The organism is Pseudomonas cremoris (genome assembly GCF_014230465.1).
This window is the reverse complement of sequence record NZ_JAAXCY010000020.1, coordinates 38,288-56,036: the sequence shown is the minus strand read 5'-3', so window position 1 is coordinate 56,036 and position 17,749 is coordinate 38,288. Positions and strand designations below refer to the sequence as shown.

The 17,749-nt window shown below is 63.1% G+C and carries 13 protein-coding genes; 4 read left to right on the top strand and 9 right to left on the bottom strand.

Annotated features, from left to right (window positions below; translation table 11 throughout):
* Nucleotides 1-36: 36 nt before the first annotated feature.
* Nucleotides 37-2,271 carry a TonB-dependent receptor gene (locus tag HF257_RS32255; protein ID WP_185710825.1) on the bottom strand — a complete coding sequence of 745 codons (2,235 nt, stop codon included), beginning with the start codon at nucleotides 2,269-2,271 and terminating at the stop codon, nucleotides 37-39.
* Between the two features lie 206 nt (nucleotides 2,272-2,477).
* Between HF257_RS32255 and HF257_RS32250 the strand changes: the two genes are divergently transcribed.
* The 4 genes from HF257_RS32250 to HF257_RS32235 all read left to right on the top strand — a co-directional run bounded on the left by HF257_RS32250 (nucleotide 2,478) and on the right by HF257_RS32235 (nucleotide 6,876).
* Entirely contained in the window at nucleotides 2,478-4,835 is a 2,358-nt protein-coding gene (locus HF257_RS32250) for a DNA polymerase II (RefSeq protein ID WP_185710826.1), read from the top strand.
* 70 nt (nucleotides 4,836-4,905) lie between these two features.
* Complete coding sequence (locus tag HF257_RS32245; RefSeq protein ID WP_185710827.1) at nucleotides 4,906-5,484, top strand: GNAT family N-acetyltransferase; 579 nt, start codon at nucleotides 4,906-4,908, stop codon at nucleotides 5,482-5,484.
* Nucleotides 5,485-5,496: 12 nt separating this feature from the next.
* Nucleotides 5,497-6,129, top strand: coding sequence for a glutathione S-transferase N-terminal domain-containing protein (locus HF257_RS32240; protein WP_185710828.1), 633 nt, complete (start codon nucleotides 5,497-5,499; stop codon nucleotides 6,127-6,129).
* A gap of 165 nt (nucleotides 6,130-6,294) precedes the next feature.
* Nucleotides 6,295-6,876, top strand: coding sequence for a DUF4174 domain-containing protein (locus HF257_RS32235; protein ID WP_185710829.1), 582 nt, complete (start codon nucleotides 6,295-6,297; stop codon nucleotides 6,874-6,876).
* Between the two features lie 142 nt (nucleotides 6,877-7,018).
* On the opposite strand, the gene HF257_RS32230 is transcribed toward HF257_RS32235, so the two are convergent.
* Genes HF257_RS32230 through HF257_RS32195 form a run of 8 tightly spaced genes read right to left on the bottom strand, consistent with a single transcriptional unit; the run spans nucleotide 7,019 to nucleotide 17,743 of the window.
* The gene (locus tag HF257_RS32230; protein ID WP_408635765.1) at nucleotides 7,019-8,062 is read right to left on the bottom strand and encodes an acyltransferase family protein; all 1,044 of its coding nucleotides are present in this window, start codon (nucleotides 8,060-8,062) and stop codon (nucleotides 7,019-7,021) included.
* A 22-nt stretch (nucleotides 8,063-8,084) separates the two neighbouring features.
* Complete coding sequence (gene murJ / locus HF257_RS32225) at nucleotides 8,085-9,494, bottom strand: murein biosynthesis integral membrane protein MurJ (RefSeq protein WP_185710830.1); 1,410 nt, start codon at nucleotides 9,492-9,494, stop codon at nucleotides 8,085-8,087.
* Entirely contained in the window at nucleotides 9,494-10,921 is a 1,428-nt protein-coding gene (locus tag HF257_RS32220) for an O-antigen ligase family protein (RefSeq protein WP_185710870.1), read from the bottom strand. Before HF257_RS32220 ends, murJ begins: the two co-directional genes overlap by 1 nt.
* Nucleotides 10,922-10,923: 2 nt before the next feature.
* The gene (locus HF257_RS32215) at nucleotides 10,924-12,027 is read right to left on the bottom strand and encodes a glycosyltransferase family 4 protein (protein ID WP_185710831.1); all 1,104 of its coding nucleotides are present in this window, start codon (nucleotides 12,025-12,027) and stop codon (nucleotides 10,924-10,926) included.
* Nucleotides 12,018-13,235 carry a glycosyltransferase family 4 protein gene (locus HF257_RS32210; protein ID WP_185710832.1) on the bottom strand — a complete coding sequence of 406 codons (1,218 nt, stop codon included), beginning with the start codon at nucleotides 13,233-13,235 and terminating at the stop codon, nucleotides 12,018-12,020. Before HF257_RS32210 ends, HF257_RS32215 begins: the two co-directional genes overlap by 10 nt.
* Nucleotides 13,236-13,243: 8 nt before the next feature.
* Nucleotides 13,244-14,572 carry a cellulase family glycosylhydrolase gene (locus tag HF257_RS32205; protein WP_185710833.1) on the bottom strand — a complete coding sequence of 443 codons (1,329 nt, stop codon included), beginning with the start codon at nucleotides 14,570-14,572 and terminating at the stop codon, nucleotides 13,244-13,246.
* Nucleotides 14,562-15,752 (bottom strand): glycosyltransferase, encoded by a 1,191-nt coding sequence (locus HF257_RS32200; protein WP_185710834.1) that lies wholly within the window; start codon nucleotides 15,750-15,752, stop codon nucleotides 14,562-14,564. The genes HF257_RS32205 and HF257_RS32200 overlap by 11 nt, the downstream gene beginning before the upstream one ends.
* Nucleotides 15,752-17,743 (bottom strand): GumC family protein, encoded by a 1,992-nt coding sequence (locus HF257_RS32195; RefSeq protein WP_185710835.1) that lies wholly within the window; start codon nucleotides 17,741-17,743, stop codon nucleotides 15,752-15,754. Before HF257_RS32195 ends, HF257_RS32200 begins: the two co-directional genes overlap by 1 nt.
* Between the last annotated feature and the right edge of the window lie 6 nt (nucleotides 17,744-17,749).

The following is a 17,749-nucleotide window of genomic DNA, read 5'->3' as shown; positions in this document are numbered from 1 at the left end:
CAGCGGGTGGCAGCCATCGCCGCCACCCGCCGTTGATCAAAAGTCCACCGTCGCCGACAGCTTGGCCACACGTGGATCGCCCTGGGTCAAATAGCCACCCAGCGCCGATTCCCAGTACTTGGTGTTGGCGACGTTCTCCACGGCAGCGCCCAGGGTGACGTCACGTTGTTCCACTTTGAAGGTGTAGCGTGCACCCACATCGAAGCGGTTCCAGGTCGGCAGGCTCAGGTTGTTGGCCGCGTCCGCGTACTGGCCGCCGGTGCGCAGCATGCGCCCGTTGACGCTGACACCTTGCAGGCCTGGCACATCCCAATCCACCCCGGCGTTAAGCTGGAATGTCGGCACGCCAATGGCGCGGTTGCCGTCGTTGGCGCCGCCGGCGGTGCCGCTGACTTCAGTATGAATAACCGTCGCGCCACCCAGTAGGCGCAGGCCTGGCAACGGTTCACCGAAGACGTTGAGCTCTACGCCCTTGTTGACCTGGTTACCCTGGAATACATACGTCGTGCTGTTGTCCGCATTCAACTGTGAATAACCCTGGGTCGGTTGCTCAATGCGATACACCCCAAGCGTTGCGCCGTAGCTGCCCATATCGACCTTGACGCCGGCCTCGGTCTGTTTCGAGCGGGCAGGGGCGTAGGTCTGGCCGTGGTTGGTCAATTGGCTGCCATTGGCTGCTGTCTCTGGCGCCGTCGGCCCTGAAGCCAGGCCCTCGATGCGGTTGGCGTAGAACGACACGTGGTCCCACGGCTTGAACACCAGGCCGTATACCGGCGTGGTGATCGACTTGTCGTAGTTGGCGTTACGTTCGCCGGTGCCATAGGCGTAACCCTGCACCACCAGTTCCTGGCGACGCAGGCCGGCGGTGAACAGCAAGCGGTCGTCCATGAAGCCGAAGGTGTCCGACACGGCTGCGCTGCGGGCGAAGGTCTTGGCGGTGATGCCCGGGTCATTCATGTCGCCGCCGGTGGAACTGCCTTTGACCGGTTCAGCGACATCCACCGGGTTGTAGATGTTGCTCGCGTGCCCGGTGAAGTCGAAGTCATAGGCGTTGCGCGCATGGGTCCAGATGCCGGTCAAGCCGAAGTTCAGCTTGTGGCTGACCGCGCCGGTCTGGAACTTGCCGTTGAGGCCGGCCATCAGGCTGGTGTTGTCTTCTTGGTGGGCGATACGCGAGCCGGTCACGGTGGCATTGCCTGCGTTGTCATTCACAGTGGTCGACGAGTACCGGCCGATCTCGTTGGTGTGCTTGGCGCCGCCTGCAACATACGCAGTCCAGTTGTCATTGAGGTCGTACTCGCCACGCAGCATGCCGAAGGTGTCTTCGAGGCTGGTGGTGGCCCATTTTGGGGCGTAGTTGGTGTCGGCCGAGGGGGCTTTGGGGATGCTGGTCAAACCAGACCCCAGAAATACCGAATTACGCCCGCCGTTGACCTGCTGCTTCTGATACACAAAGTCACCCGACACCCGCAGCGCATCGCCGCGATAATCCAGGCCCACCGAAAACAGCTTGGAGCGCTGGCTCTCGTCGTCCACGCCGGTGTCGCCTTCGCGCTGGGAAATATTCACCCGCGCGCCAAAGCGGTTGTCTTCGCCAAAGCGCTGGCCGATATCCAGGTGCTCGCCAATCCGGCCATCGTTGCTGATATCGGTGCTGAAACGGCGCAATGGCACGTCATCGGCACGCTTGGGTTGCAGGTTCACGCCGCCGCCGATGCCTGAACCGCCTGGGGTCACGCCGTTGATAAAGGCGTTGGGGCCCTTGAACACCTCAACGCGTTCCAGGGCGTCGGTAGACATCAGCTGGCGCGGCAGGATGCCGTACAAACCATTCAGCGAAATATCGTCGCCATTCAGCGGAAGCCCGCGAATCACGAAGGCTTGCGACTGGTTGGCATAGCCCGAAGCCTGGCGCACGGAAGAATCGTTGAGCAACACGTCACCGATCGTTTCGGCCTGTTGGTCGCGGATCAACTTCTCGGTGTAGGAGGACATGCTGAAGGGCACGTCCATGATGTCCTGGTTGCCCAGCACACCCAACTGGCCACCGCGTGCCACCTGGCCGCCGGCGTACGCAGGGGGCAGGGCGCTCGGCGCGGGGGCATCGGCGTTGATGTTGGTGGCGCCCAATTCCAGAGTATTGCCGTCCTGACTGTTGTTCGCATCCTGCGGGGTGACTGGGGTTGCGGCGTGAGCGGCGAGGCTCAGGGAGCAGCAAAGGGCGAGCAGGGTCGGGCGAAACGGCACAGCGAATGGAATACGGGTGGGCATGGTCGATCCTGACGGCGAACCGTCAAAGTGAGGAATAGGGCAACAAACGTTGCGCGTCCTCGCTGCGCGGATACGACTCCGGCGCAAATGATAGTGATTACGATTAATGTTTTGCAACAAATTTATGAGATTGCAGTCTGCGTGCCGCTTTTGCACGGATGCCGAGTAGAATCACGCCCTGAAAGCGATTCCTGAGGTGCGGTACGGTGGATTTACAGCAGGGTTTTGTCCTGACCCGGCATTGGCGCGACACCCCGTCGGGCACGGAGGTCAGCTTCTGGCTGGCGACCGACCACGGCCCCCGGTTTATCCGCCTCCCCATGCAGACCTCCGTGGTGTTTATCCCCGAGGCCCACCGCAAGCCATTGGACTGGTTGCTCAAGGGCGAGCGCGATATCGAACTGCGCCCGTTGCAGCTCTGCGATTTCCATCACCGTCCCGTCCTGGGTCTTTATACCCGACAGCACCGCCAGTTGATGGACGTGGAAAAACGCCTGCGCGCTGCCGGCGTGGATGTCTACGAAGGCGATGTGCGCCCGCCGGAGCGCTACATGATGGAGCGCTTTATCACCGCCCCCGTATGGTTCGGCGGCACCCCGGACGCCGACGGCACACTGGTGGAGGCGCAGATGAAACCCGCGCCCGAATACCGCCCGCCGCTGAAACTGGTGTCCCTCGACATCGAGACCACCGCCCAGGGCGACCTGTATTCCATCGCCCTTGAAGGCTGCGGCGAGCGCCAGGTGTACATGCTCGGCCCGCCGAACAAACCCTGCGCCGTCGACTTCAAGCTCGACTACTGCGACACCCGCGCCCAACTGCTCGAACGCCTCAACCAGTGGGTTGCCACCTTTGACCCCGACGCGATCATCGGCTGGAACGTCGTGCAGTTTGACCTGCGTGTACTCCACGAACATGCCCAGCGCCTCAACGTGCCACTGATACTGGGTCGTGGCGGCGAAGCCATGACCTGGCGCGAACACGGCAGCCGTAATCACTACTTCGCCGCCGCGGCAGGGCGCTTGATCATCGACGGTATCGAAGCCCTGCGTTCGGCCACCTGGAGTTTCGAATCCTTCAGCCTGGAAAACGTCGCGCAAACCCTGCTGGGCGAAGGCAAGGACATCTCCACGCCGTACCAGCGCATGGACGAAATCAACCGCATGTTCGCCGAGGACAAGCCCGCCCTGGCGCGCTACAACCTCAAGGACTGCGAGCTGGTCACGCGGATTTTTGCCAAGACCGAGCTGCTCAAGTTCCTGCTGGAACGGGCCAGCGTCACCGGGCTGCCGGCGGATCGCAACGGCGGTTCCGTAGCAGCATTCACTCACCTGTATATGCCGCTGATGCACCGCCAGGGCTTCGTCGCGCCGAACCTGGGAGACAAGCCGCCCCAGGCCAGCCCCGGCGGTTTTGTCATGGACTCGCGCCCCGGCCTCTACGAGTCGGTGCTGGTGCTGGATTACAAAAGCCTCTACCCGTCGATCATTCGCAGCTTCCTCATCGACCCGGTGGGCCTGATCGAAGGCCTCAAGCACCCCGATGACAGCGAGTCGGTGGAAGGCTTTCGTGGCGCACGGTTTTCGCGTACCCGGCATTGCTTGCCGTCGATTGTCGCGCGGGTTTCCGAAGGCCGCGAAGAGGCCAAGCGCGAGCACAACGCGCCGCTCTCCCAAGCCCTTAAGATCATCATGAACGCCTTCTACGGTGTGCTCGGCTCCAGCGGTTGCCGCTTCTTCGATACGCGGCTGGCGTCATCGATCACGATGCGTGGCCACCAGATCATGCGCCAGACCCGCGCGCTGGTTGAGGCCAAGGGCTATGAGGTGATCTACGGCGACACCGACTCCACCTTCGTCTGGCTTGGCGGCGCGCATTCCCAGGAGGACGCCAGCCGCATCGGCCAGGCGTTGGTGCAGCACGTCAACGACTGGTGGCGCGAGCATCTGCACACCGAATTCGGCCTGCAAAGTGCGCTGGAACTGCAATACGAAACCCACTTCAGCCGCTTCCTGATGCCGACCATTCGCGGCGCAGAGGAGGGCAGCAAAAAACGCTACGCCGGCTTGGTGACGCGCAGCGATGGCACGGAAGAAATGGTCTACAAAGGCCTGGAAACCGTGCGCAGCGACTGGTCGCCCCTGGCCCGCCGATTCCAACAGGAGCTGTACCAGCGCATCTTCCATCGCCAACCGCACCAGGACTATATCCGCGACTACGTGCGCCGCACGGTGAGTGGCGAGTTCGACGAATTGCTGATCTACCGCAAGCGCCTGCGCCGCCGTTTGGACGACTACGAGCGCAACGTACCGCCCCACGTGCGCGCCGCGCGCCTGGCCGACGACTACAACGATCGCCTGGGCCGCCCGCGCCAGTACCAGCGCGGTGGCTGGATCAGCTACGTGATCAGTGTCAACGGCCCGGAACCGCTGGAAGTGCGCCAAGCGCCCATCGACTACGACCACTACGTCACCCGCCAATTGCAACCGGTGGCCGACGCGATCCTGCCGTTCGTGGATGACGATTTCAGCACCCTGGTGGGCGGGCAGATGGGGCTGTTTTAAAACGCTTGATTCGTCTGGGTGCGAGCCTGCACTCTCTGTGCCTGACGACCACCCCACGGCGCAGCCCCCCATGACTGAGATCACCCTGACCGGCACCACGGTTCAACTGCTACCCCTGCAACGTGAACACAGGGCCGCCTTGCTCGACGCCGCGGCCGATGGCGAACTGTGGAACCTCAAGGTCACCAACGTACCGGGCCCGGACACCGTCGATAAATACATCGACACCGCCCTGGCCGGACGGGATGCGGGCACGGTCATCCCGTTTACGCTCGTGCGTCGCGACACCGGCCAGGTGGTCGGCAGCACGCGGTTCTGGAAAGTCGACCGGGTTAATCGCAAGCTGGAGATCGGTCACACCTGGCTGGCGCAATCCACGCAAAAAAGCGCGATCAACACCGAAGCCAAGCTGCTGTTGCTGACCTACGCTTTCGAAGTGCTCGACTGCGTGCGCGTGCAATTCACCACTGACGAACTCAATGAAAAATCCCGCGCCGCGATCCTGCGTCTCGGCGCCGTGCAAGAAGGCATCGTGCGTCACGAGCGCATCATGCCCGACGGTCGCAAGCGCAACTCGGTGCGCTTTAGCATCATCGATTCAGAATGGCCGCAGGTGAAGGCCGGCCTACAGGCCAAACTGCAACGCTAGGAGGAAGGGCCCATGTATACGCTCTACGGCATCGACGATTCTGGCTCCTGCATGATCGAAATCGCCCTGCAGCGTTGCGCGGTACCGTGGCGACGGATAGATGCCGCTTCATGGGCCGAGGGCGAGGGCAGCGATGAATTGGCGCGCATCAACCCCCTCAAACAAGTGCCCACCCTGCTGACCCCCGATGGCCAGGTGCTGACCGAAAGCGCGGCGATCCTCATTCACCTCGGCCTGGAATTTCCCGCCTCGGACCTGCTGGCCGGCAACCGCGCACAGATCATTCGCGGCATGGTGTACATCGCAGCCAATTGCTACTCGGCCATCGGCATCATCGACTACCCGCAACGCTGGCTGGGCAACGTCAATGAGACGGTGCAGGCGCAATTGGTCACCGGCACCCGACGCTATCTGCACCAGGCCTGGGTGGTGTTTGCCGACCAGTTCGCCGAGCAGCTGTTTGCACCCAATGGCGCGCCGAATGCACTGGGCCTGATGGCGGCGGCGGTGTCGCGTTGGGATGAGGCGCGCGAGGCGTTGAGCGGGCTGGCGCCGGGCTTTACACAGACGCTGGCGCAGGTGGATATCGACCCCGTCGTAGCCCCCGTGTTTGCACGGCATTGGCCGGACTGGAAGGTCTCATGATGTTTCTGCAATCAGTGGAAACAATGACCCCAGACCCCGACCAACCCCTTGCGTAGCGGGCGTCCTGACCTACGCTTTCTTAAACCGCTGTAGGAATCATCCTTGAATTTGACTGTCGCAGACATGAAACTCAAGAACCCTGCATGGAATTCAAAGGAGGTGCGCATGCTCATCCGGTCGCTGACCCTGGCAACCTTGATGGCTTTTACGGGGCCGTTGCTGGCCGCGGATGATATCAACCCACTCAAGCAGGACCTGGGCAAAGCCCGTCCGCTGGTAGTGGTGGAACTCGACTCCGGCAACCCCACGTTGGCCACCCTGAAGAAGCAACTGGAAGACCCTGCCACCAAGCAGTCCTTCGAAGAGCGCAACATGGTGTTCTACACCGTGTCGTTTGGCAGCATCGGTGCCGAAGGCGAGAAGTTCGCCAAGGACCCCAAAGACGCCAAGAAGCTCACCCCGCCAGAAACCAACGCACTGATCCGCGCCCTCAAGCTCGGCGCTGGCAGCGGCACCAAGGTGATCCTGGTGGGCAAGGATGGCGAGAAGAAAGTCGAGAAGACCGTACCGCCGGATACCCTCGACTTGAAGGAATTCTTCAGCGCCATTGACCAGATGCCCCAGGCTGAAAAAGACCTCGCCGCGCCGGCTGAGCCTGAGCCTGCAGCGGCCGCCCCGGCCAAGGGCGGAAAGCCTGCCAAACCGGTCAAGGCGGGCAAGCAGCCTGCTCAGCAACTCGACGACTGAAATACATAAACGAGCCTGGCACACATCCAAATGTGGGAGCGGGCTTGCTCGCGAAAGCGGTGTGTCAGCAAACGATGTGCTGACTGATCCACCGCGTTCGCGAGCAAGCCCGCTCCCACACAAGCCCGCTCCCACATCGGGTTCAGCGGCGTGCTTCAGATTGTTTGCGCACCGGAAACGGAAAGTAGAAAAACCGCAAGAACGCCACACGCTTGATCACTTCCCCGATCAACAACGGCACTACCACCGCCACGACCAGCCCAACGCACGCCGCCACAAACGGATGCAGCCCCACGCGCTCCATCAGATCAAAGGTCTTGTGCTGGATTTCGCCATGGAAGATCAACAGGATCAAGGTGGACTGGCCCACGTAGGTCATCGCTCGCGTCAGCAGCCCCGATACCATGACTACCCGCGCCAACGCCCAGCACACGTACACGCCAATCACTGCCAGCAGGCTGGTCCACACCCAGTGATCGTAGCGTCGTTGCGCCAGGTCCATGGTGTCGCCTCGCCAGAGGAACACGGCTGCAAACAGCGCCGCTGCAACCAGCAAGGTCAGCAGCGAACCTTCATGCCGGCGCAACCAGTCCCGCAGCAGGTAGCCCATGATGAAACAGGCGCTGCTGATCAGGGTGATATCGATGCTGAACGGCAGGCCCGGCAGCACCCAAGTCTGCCCGCCGAAAGTCACCGGCAACTGCCAGAACAGCGGCAGTATCCAGGTGCCGATCAGCAGCATCAGCGCCATCAGCGCGCAATTTACCGCCAGCGGCAGGCGTTGGATCAGCCGCAGTACCGCCCAACTGAACAGGATCACCACCCAGAAGTGCGGCAGGAACCACAGCGCCTGCCACGGAATGGTGTCCACCGAGGCGTACAGCACGCCGCCGATGTCCGGCAGCAATGGTTGGCCGCGTAGCACGTCGCGCACGATCACGTAGACCAGCATGGTGAAGAAAAACGGCTTGAGCAGGCCGTCGGCCTTGCGTATCGCCATCTCGCCGAAGGGTTGCTCCGGCTTGAACAGCACGCCGGACAGAAAGAAGAACAACGGCAACACGAACGAGGCCAGGATCGGGTACATCAGCTCCCGTGACGTGGCCACGAACCAGCTGTGGGCATACACGATCACCAGGATGCCGATGCCTTTGGCAATGTCCATTTGAATCCAGCGATTTTTCACCTGCGTGCTCCCGATCGAATGTTCATGCCTTGCGCCATGGCTTGAGCCACAGCCCCATCCCCAGCAACACCACGGCGCCGGCCAGGGTGCTCAGCCCCAGTTGCAGCCACACGCCTGCAATGCGAAACAGCGCCAGCGCGGCCAAGCCCATCAGCACGGCGCTGAGCAGCCATTGCCGCGCCCAGGGCAGCGCATCGAGCAGGGCCTGGCGGTGCATCAGCAGCAGTGCGGTGCAGATCACCCCGGCCAGCGCGGCCAAGGGGATGCCGGCGAGGCCGAACACAAAGGGCAGGGCGCCCAGCAGCAACACGTTGACCAGGCTACCCAACAGTTCGCAGCGCAATGGCTGGCGCGTGTCGCCCGCGGCGTAGGCATAGCGCGCGAGCAGTGCGTTCCAGGCGCCGAATACCAGCGGCACGGCAAACCAGGCCAGCAGCAGCGGGAGCGGCGAGTCCGCCGATTGCTTGGGCAGCAGTAACGCCACCAGGCTCGGCGCTGCCGCCACCAGGCCGACACCGGCGGGCAGCGTCAGCACGCTGGCGGTTTCCAGGCCGCGCTTGAGCAGCGCCAGGCGCTCGTCGCCCTGGCGGCGGCTCATCATGCCCAGCAGCACTTGATTGAGGCTCATCAGGGCAATCAGCGGCAGGTTCATCAGCTTGCGCGCCAGGTTGACCCAGGTCACCGCGCCTTCGCCCAGTAGCGACGCCACCAGCCGTTCGATCAACGCCAACCCTTGGCTGGCGCCGTTGCTCAACAACAGCGGGCCGATGCGCTGGCCCAGTTCACGCAAGGGCGCAAATGAAAGCTGCCAACGCCACGGCCGCCAGCCCTGGCGCCATACGGCCGGCAGCATCGCGAGCGGCATCAACAGGCTGCCGGCCAGACAGGCCAGGGCCAGCGCGTGAGGTTGGGTCGCAGTGCCGGCCAAGGCGAGGTAGGTCACCGGCGGCAGGTTGAACAGCAGCGAGCCCAGCCCCGCCAGCACAAAGCGTTCACTGGCCTGCAACGGAATGCTGAACAACGCATGCAGCATCAAGCCCGGCACGCACCACGCGACGATCTGCAGGTTGCTCGCCGCCAGCGCTGTGGCGGAAGCGGCCAACCCCGGGCCGAGCAACTGCACCAGCCAGGGCGCCAATAGCGTCAACAACAGGCTGGTGACCAAGGCGATCACCATTAGCGCGGGAAACAACACCGCCAGCCAGTCCAACCGCTCGCCATCCTTGCGCGCCAGGTACAACGGTAATGCGGCAGCGCTCAGCACGCCGCCAGCGAGGGACATGCGTAGCGCCTCGGGCAAGAACAGCGCGATCAGGAACGCATCACTGCGCTCCCCCGCGCCCCAGGCCGCCACCAGCAGCCATTCCCGCGCAAAGCCCAGGCACAGGCCCAGCAGGGTCGCCAGGGTCAGCCAGACGGCGGAGCCGAGCATCAGTGGCGCACGCCATCGGGCAGCGGCTCGGCCACATCCACGCGCTTGACCTGGCGCAGCCGCGCCGGGAACAAGCGCCGCGCCTCCAGCACATTGATCCCCACCATCAACCAGAACAGCGCCACCATCACCACCGCAAAGCTGAAGTAGTGGTCGAACAGGCCACTGACCAGCGCCGACAGAATCCCCGCTGTGGTACCCAGCCACAGCGCGTTGTCCTGGGTCAGGCGGATCGGGCCTTTCTCCGGACGCGCCTCACGCCACCAGCGCACCGTCACCGCGACGAAGAACAGCATGCCGACAATGCCGATCTTGTAGATGTAGTTCAGCCACAGGTTGGAAATCCCCAACAGATGGGTGCCCGGCACCGGTGGGTCGACCTTGAAGCCGATGCCCAGCGGATACGCCGCCACCGCTTGGGGGAACATGCGGTACTCGTCGAAACGCACCTCGGTACTGGCGTTGTCCGACGAGAAAATCGTCGCCAGACGCTCCTGCAACGGTGGGTACGCCATCACCAGCGCCACTGTCAGCGCCGCGCCGATCATCAGCAGGCGGCCGGTGTAAGGCACGCGCCGCGAGGCCATCCACAACAATACCAACGCCAGGCTGACCATGGCACCACGGCTACTGGCCAACAGCAATGCCGCCGCCCCCAGGCACGCCACGCCCAAACCCAGCGCGCGTTTCCAGCCTTGTTCGGTCATGCCGTAGCAGAACGCCAAGGGCAACAGCAGCGCCATGATCCCGCCGATGGCATTGGGGTGGGTCCAGGGCGAGCCCATGCGCGGGGACATCGCCTCCAGGCCGAATTTCAAGGTCTCGAAGTTGGCGTAGTTGAACAACCCCAGGATCGGCGCGATGCCCGCGCCCGAGCGGGTGTACACGAACACTGCAATCGACAGCACCAGCATTGCGAGGGTGCCGAGCAGCAGGGCAATCACCAGGGATTCGCGGTGCTTGCGGTCCACCAACAACTGGGCGGCGAGGAACACCCCCGACAGGTTCAGCAACCAGCGCAGCCAGTTCGCCACGCCGCTGCTGTCGGCGTGGGTGATCACCTGGCCGACGATGAAGGGGAACACGCTGAACAGCATCAACCACAACAGCATCTGGTCGGTGGGGCGCCGGGCGAACGGCGTCCCATCGGGCATACGCGACAAAAACCGGTGCCACACCACGGCGCCCCAGGTCAGGGCCAGGATCGCCTCGCTCACCGTGGTACGAATACCCAGGTTGACCGTTGAGTACGGCATGAATGTCGCCATGACGGCAAACAGCAACAGGCCCCAGAACGGAAAGCGCAGAATAGTCACCGCCCCCGCCAGGCCGATCACGGCAAGGAACGCCTTGGCCGGTGACAGCAATAGGGCCAGCGCACCAAACAGCAGGCCGAACAGGATCGCGACGACGCTTGCCAAATTCACTCTCACGTCAGCTCCTCAATCAGTTCGGCCAGGCGTTGGCGGTAGGCGTGCTGGTTGAAGCGCTCTGCCCACAACCTATGTTGCTCGGGTGATTCTGCATCCGGGCGTGCGGCCAGGCTGAGCATCAACTGCACCAGCGCCGCACCATCGGTGGGCGAGAAGCGTGGCGCTGACGGCGGAGTGATTTCGTCCAGTGAGGTACCGCTGGCCACCGCCACCGGCGTACCGACGCTAAGGGCTTCGATCACCGGCAAGCCAAAACCTTCGGCATAGGACGGTTGCCACAGGCGCGACGCCTGGCGATACACCGCGTGCAGTTCGGCATCCGACACGCCACTCAACGCGCGAATCCCAGGCAACGTGCGCTGGGCTTCAGGCAAATGCTCCAGGCTACCCACCAGCACCAACTCGGGTATTTCGGGGGATTGGCTGCGCGCCTGCTGCCAGGCGTCCACCAGGAAGGGCACGTTCTTGCGCAACTCGCGGGTGCCCACCAGCAACCAATAACGCTCAGGTAACTGGCGTGCGCTGATCTCCGCGGGCAGCTCGAAAAACCCGTCGACCTGGTTGGGCAGCACGCGAATCTTGCCTGCTGCCTTGGGAAACAACCGCGCGGTTTCGTCGGCGCTGTACTGCGACGGCGTCCATACGCGGTCGGCGCTGTGCACGGCCCAGGCAATCGACAGGCGATCGCTGGTCTTGTAGATCAGCGCCTTCATGCGGTTGGCGTGGTAATTGTTCAAGGTGATCTGGAACAGGTCATGCAGCAGCACCACGGTGCGCAAACCCTTTGGCTTGGGCGCCAGCGGCAGGCCCATGTTGAAGGTGCTGATGTACAGGTCGATGTGCTGCTCGCGCAATGCGCGTGGCAAAAAACCGGCCTCGTAGCGCAGGCGATGGTGTGGCTGGTGCATCGCGGTCTTGGCGCAACCCCACGCCGGGCAATGGGCCTGCAAGCGGGTTTCGTCGCCCAGGGGCGCCACGGTAAAGCGTTCAAGCTCGACGTTGGGTAAGGCCCGCAAGCCCGCTTCCAGCGCGTACACCTGGCGACTGATCCCCGATTGCGGTGAGGTGCCGACGGTGCGGTAGTCCAGGCCTATACGCATGCGGGCTCCTTTTGATTCAACGGTGCCAGGGTCGCATATACCTGTTCCAATTGGCTGGCGGCAACGCTCCAGTCATGGGCGCGGCGCACGTAGGCACGGCCGGCTTCGCCCATAGGCGCGGCAGCCTCGGGAAATTGCAGCAGGCGTACCACTGAGTCCGCCAGGCTGGCGGCAGTCTGGCCGCCCAAGTAGTCCAAGCCTTCCACCAAATCCAAGCCTGAGACACCTTGCTCGGTACTCGCCAGCGGCAGGCCGGCGGCCAGGGCTTCAAGCACTTTCAACTTGGAGCCACCGCCATGGCGCAACGGCGCGAGGAACACCGAACTGCTCGATTGCAGGTCCAACAGGTTCGGCACAAAACCTTGCCACTCGATACGTGGGTCTTTCCAGCGCTCACGCCAACTGCCCGGCATGCCGAAGCCACACACGCTCATGCGCGCGTCCGGGCAGCGCGCCCAAACCTTGGGCAGAATCTCGTCCAGTGCCCACTCGATGGCGTCCACATTGGGTGCGTATTCGTAGTTGCCGAGGAACAGCACACGGCGTGTCGAAGGGTCGGGCTGGGCCGCAGCGAAGTGATCACAGTCCACGCCATTGACCACCACCGATACTGGTTTGCCGGCGATGGTTGCCAGCACTTGCGCATCGCTGTCGGTCACTGCCACCACGTGTGCGGCTTGACGCATCACCCGGCGTTCCCACCGCGAGTAGCGCCACTGATCGTAGCGAATGAACGGCAGCGCCCAGCCCGGCAAACGGTCATAGGTCGCGGCGCCGAGGGCCGATTCGACGTTGTGTTCGGTCAGCACGAATGGCTGGGATTGGCGCGCCAGCACGTCCTCGTAAGGTTGGAAGGTGTAGCTGTGCTCGATCTGCACCACGTCCCAATGCTCGTCCAGCAACTGGTTGAAGGTGTCCTGCAATGCTCCCGACAGGCCATTCACACTCGCCAGCAATGGGTAGGGCGCAAACAACCCGGCCAGCAGGGTTTTATAGCTGCGCAAGGGGCGACGCGGCAGGATGATCACTTGCTCCAGAAACGCTTCCAGCACCTGGCGGTCGGTGGGCGACACCGGGTGTTTGTCATGCAGCAGCAAGGTGATGCGATGCCCGCGCGCAGCCAGGCTGCGCAGCAGGTGGAACTGGCGCGTCTTGCCGCCGCTGGTGGCAGGCCAGGGCGAGTAGGGCAGGATCCATAAAATGCGCATGGCAGGCTCTACTCCCATACCAGAATTTGCAGGTTCGGTTTTACCGCGACGGTCAGCCCATCGCTGCCACTGACAGGGGTTTGCGTGCTGCGCAACGGGTCGTACAAGGTGGCACTTGATAGCCCGGGCAAGTGCGCGTTGCCGCCCTCGGCCGACCAGAAGAACCAGAGTTTTTTGCCGTCGGCGCGGCTCCAGCCGATGCTGAACAGGCCGTCAGGCAATTGGTCGGCCTGCGGTGGGTCGCCGGGGGTGAGTTGCGGGCCACTGACATCGAGGAAATTTTTCAGCGCGGTGTACGCAGGCTTGGGGTTGGCGTCGATGTCGAGCAAGCCGTAGAACTGGTCACGCACGCTGGCGCGCTGGTCCAGGTCGCTCAAGGTGAACAGGAAGATCCGGTCGAAATCCATCGCACTCATCAGCGCCAGGCGCCGCACGATGTAATCGGCCTGGCCTTGTTGGGTGATGATGTCCTGCGCGTCCTTGGGGCCTGGGTAAGTGGACCAGCCCCACTCGGTGCTCCACAGCGTTTGCACGCCGCCGTTGCGCAGGGCCTGGTTGAGCGTGGTGGTCTTGGCGATAAAGTCCAGGTTAGCCGGGTCGTTACCCTCGGGCAGTTGGGTGTAGGGGTGATAGGAAATCACCGTGTTCAGGCTCGCGACGCCCAGGGCGCCGAGGGCGTCGAACATGGTCTGGCCGTTGGGCATTTCGCTGAAGAAGGCCATGCCGGCGGCGACCACCGGTTTTGTGGGATTCACCCCGCGCAAGGCGCCCGCCGTGGCGGTCAACAGTGCGGCGAAACCAGCGGGGTCGGCCACTGGGCGCCAGAAGCCCAGCAGGTTTGGCTCGTTCCATACCTGCCACGCATCGACGCTGGGATAGCGCTGGGACAGCAGCGCCATGCGGGTGGCGAATACGCTCGGGTCCTTGGGCGGGTACTGGTCCTGATAAGGCGCACCCGGCGGCGCGGTGGTGGCGAAGGACGCCGAGCCCACCAGGTAAAACACCGACTTGAGCTGGTTGCTCTGCAGGTTGCCCACCAGTTGGTCCAGGGTGGCGACCTGGTACTGGTTCTCCACCGGCTCCAGTTGATCCCAGTGCAAATCGAGGCGCACCCACTCCAGCCCAAGGGCCTTGAGGCGGTCGATCTGCATCTGGTAACGCTGGGGGCTGAACCACAGGAACTGCGCGTTCACCCCCAGGAAATCCTTCCACACCACCACCTTGCTGCCCTTGAGCACATGGTTCTCGGCGTCGGCCGGGCGCCCCCACAGGAACGCGGTAACGCCCAGTACGGCAACCACCGCAAGGGTCGCAAGAAAGGTGGGTTTACGCGCCATAAGGGGCTCCTGCAATGGCCTGTTCGAAGAGCTGCTTGAACTTCAGCGCGGTCAACGGCCACAGGCGTTCGCGGCCGATTTCACCGGCGCGCTCGGCCCAGTCCCGGGCCAGCAGCGGCGTGCGCGCCAGGCGCAAAATCTGTTCGCTCAAGGCGGCCACATCACCTTCGGGGTAAATGGCGCCGTTGCCGCTGGCGACTTCTTCGGCAAATGCGCGCGCATCGGAGGTGATCGCGCCCCGCCCACAAGCGGCAGCCCAAGACAGCGCACCACTGGTGCCGCGCTGGCGTCCCAACAGGCCGAGTTTTTTCGATTCGCGGTATGGCAGCACCATCACATGGTGGGCCTGGATAGTTTGTGCGATTTCATCCGCCGGCAGGTTCAGCCGCCAGTCGATGGAATCGGTCAGGCCCAGTGCGGCGATTTGGCTGTTGAGCTGCTCCAGGTAGTTACCCCCCGCGCCAAAGGCCATTTCCGCAGCGGTACCGCCGGCCAGGGTCAGCCGCACGCGGTCGCGCAGTTCGGGGGCTTTTTCGAATGCATTGGCCAAGGCCTGCACCAGATCCTCGATGCCTTTGCCTCGGTAGATAAACCCAAAGTACAGCAAGCGCAGGGTGTCGAGGGGCGGCAACGGTGCCGGTGCAATCGCCAGGTTGGCGTGGTTGATCACCGCCACTTTGCCAGGCGGCAACTGCATGCGTTGGCTCAGGCAATCGGCACCCAGGCGGGTGAGGGTGACCAAGCGGGTCAGGCCTTTGGCGACGTGGCGTTCTTCGCGCAGGGTCAGTGGGTCGGCCAGCACGACCGCTGCCTGCGGCAACGGGCTGGGCAGACGCTCCAGCAGGTTCAGTGGAAAGGGCAGGTGTTCACGGCGCCACACGATGCGCTCGGGATCATGCACGGTGGCCGTTAGCGGCAACTGCGGGTAGGCCTTGCGCAGCTCACGCAGGGCAAGGAATTCCCCCAGCCGCCCGCCGCCAAGTTCGGCATGCACCAGGTCCACGGAGTGCCAGTCAAACCCACCGATGGCCTGCTTGATCGCCTCGCTGTTACCCGCTACTTCGGCCATCGGCGTCACCACCGTTACGCCGAGCTGCTCCAGTGCCTCACGGAAATGGTTCGCGTAGTCGGCAATGCCGTTTTTTTCCGGTGGCAGCGGGGCGAGCAGGGCGATACGCATCAGAACGCTCCCCGGTACTTATTGATGGTTTCCAGGACTTTGCTCGGCACTTCCAGCTTGCGCCGGTTGATGATGATGCCGTCCACCTTGCCGAACGCGGTGTTGAGGATCGACAGCGCATGTTCCACCACCGGCACGGTGCTCTTGTGCGCTTCCACCACCAGGGCGATCAGGTCGGCACGACGCAGGGTGACAAATGCCTCACGGTTGGCCAGCAAGGCCGACGCGTCCAGCAGCACCACTTCGCCGGGCTCGGCCGGGGCCAGGCCACCGACCCGCACATTCACGCCGTTCTCCAGCAGCAGTTGGCGCAACTGCTCCACCACAAAGGTCACGCCTTCGCCGTGGCGTGCCGAGGTCAGCCCGAGGGTCAGGCCCTGCTCGGCAATGCGGTCGGGCTTGAGCAGGCTGTACAGCCGGTAAATGCTTGCGTTGAACGCGTTGGTACTCTGCGCGGTGGTGGTGTCCAACTCCGGCAGGGTGGTCCACAAGCGCAGGCCGAACTTGCGCTCCACCAGGCCGCCGTCGTGGATGCGCTGATCCATCAGGTAGCACAGGTAGATCACCAGCAGGCCGACGACGATGGCAAACGGGATCGCCAACAGCAGCATCACCAGGGTTTTCGGGAAGATGCGGCCTGGGTTCAGGGTGGCTTCTTCGATCACCGCGATGTTGCTGATCTGGCTGTTATCCAGCTCGCGGTCGATACGCGATTTTTCCAGGTTGTCCACATACAGCGCGTAGTTGCGCTCGGCGGCGCCCAGCTCGCGGGAAAGGCGCGTCAATTCCGGCTCGATCTCAAGGGCTTGCTTGCGTTGGGTTTCCAGGTTCACCAGTTGTTTTTGCTGCTGTACCAGCTGGGTACGCAGCGCCTGGTTGTTGCTGGTCTCATCCAGCAGCACTCGCTGCAAGTGGATTTCCAGGGTGTTCGGCGCACGGTTTTCCGAGGCCTGCACGGTGTTGCTTTCGCTGGCGACCTGGGCCTGCATCGCACGGATCGACGCATCCAGGGCTTTGACCGGCGGCGCGTTGTCCGTGTAGGTGCGCATCATGTCGGCCTTTTCCAAAAACTTCTGGTTAAGCAGGCGACGCAAGTCCTGTTGCTGCGGGTTCAGTGCGATCTGGCGCACCGTGGTCACTTCCTTGGGCTGGGTCTTGAGCTGCTCGCGGGTGCTGGCGATGGCACTGTCGGAAGAGGCGATCAACCGCGTGGTGTTGAAGGTCTCGCCACGCAGCACGTTGATGCGTTCGGACAAATCTTCCAGGCGGTCGGTGATGCTCGCCGCGCCGATTTCATTGAGGTGCGTAAGGATCTGTTCCTTGTAGCCCTTGATCTCGGTGGCACTGGTGCTCACCTGGCCTTCATAGAAGGCATACAAACTCTTGCGCCCCAGGGCCTGGGTGCGTTCATTGATATAGGTTTCGACCCAGTCCTTGACCACGGCCTGGGCAATCTCCGGGTCGCCCCAGGTGAAGCTGATGTCCATTACCGTGGAGCCGGCGGCGTGGCTCACTTCAAAGCTTTTCTCCAGGCTGGCGGCCAGGCGTTCGACCGGCGTGGTTTTTTCCACGATGCCGATGGATTCAAGCACCACGCGAACGCCGCCGAACACCGCGCCAATACCCTCCTTGACGTAGTGCTTGGTGAGCTTCCAGAACCCTTGCGGCGGTGGTGCATTTTCGATGAGTTCCAGGTAGTGCTCGGCCACTGTGCGCACAATCGGGCGCCCGGTGAGCAGGCGTTCCTCATCGACAATCGGGTCACGCTGGGTGCTGGGCATCACCAGCGCCTGGCGGTTGCTGATCTCGATGGGCAAGGTCGAATCACGGCCCGGTTTCACCAGCAGGCGCGCAGTGGATTCGTACTTGGCCGGCAGCAGGAACGCCCCCAGCAGAATGATCACCAGCGCCGCAATCGCCGCCAGTTTGAACTCACGCCGGAAGATGAAGAACAAGCGCAGAAGATCACGAAAAGAACGGATCTCGATCATGGGATG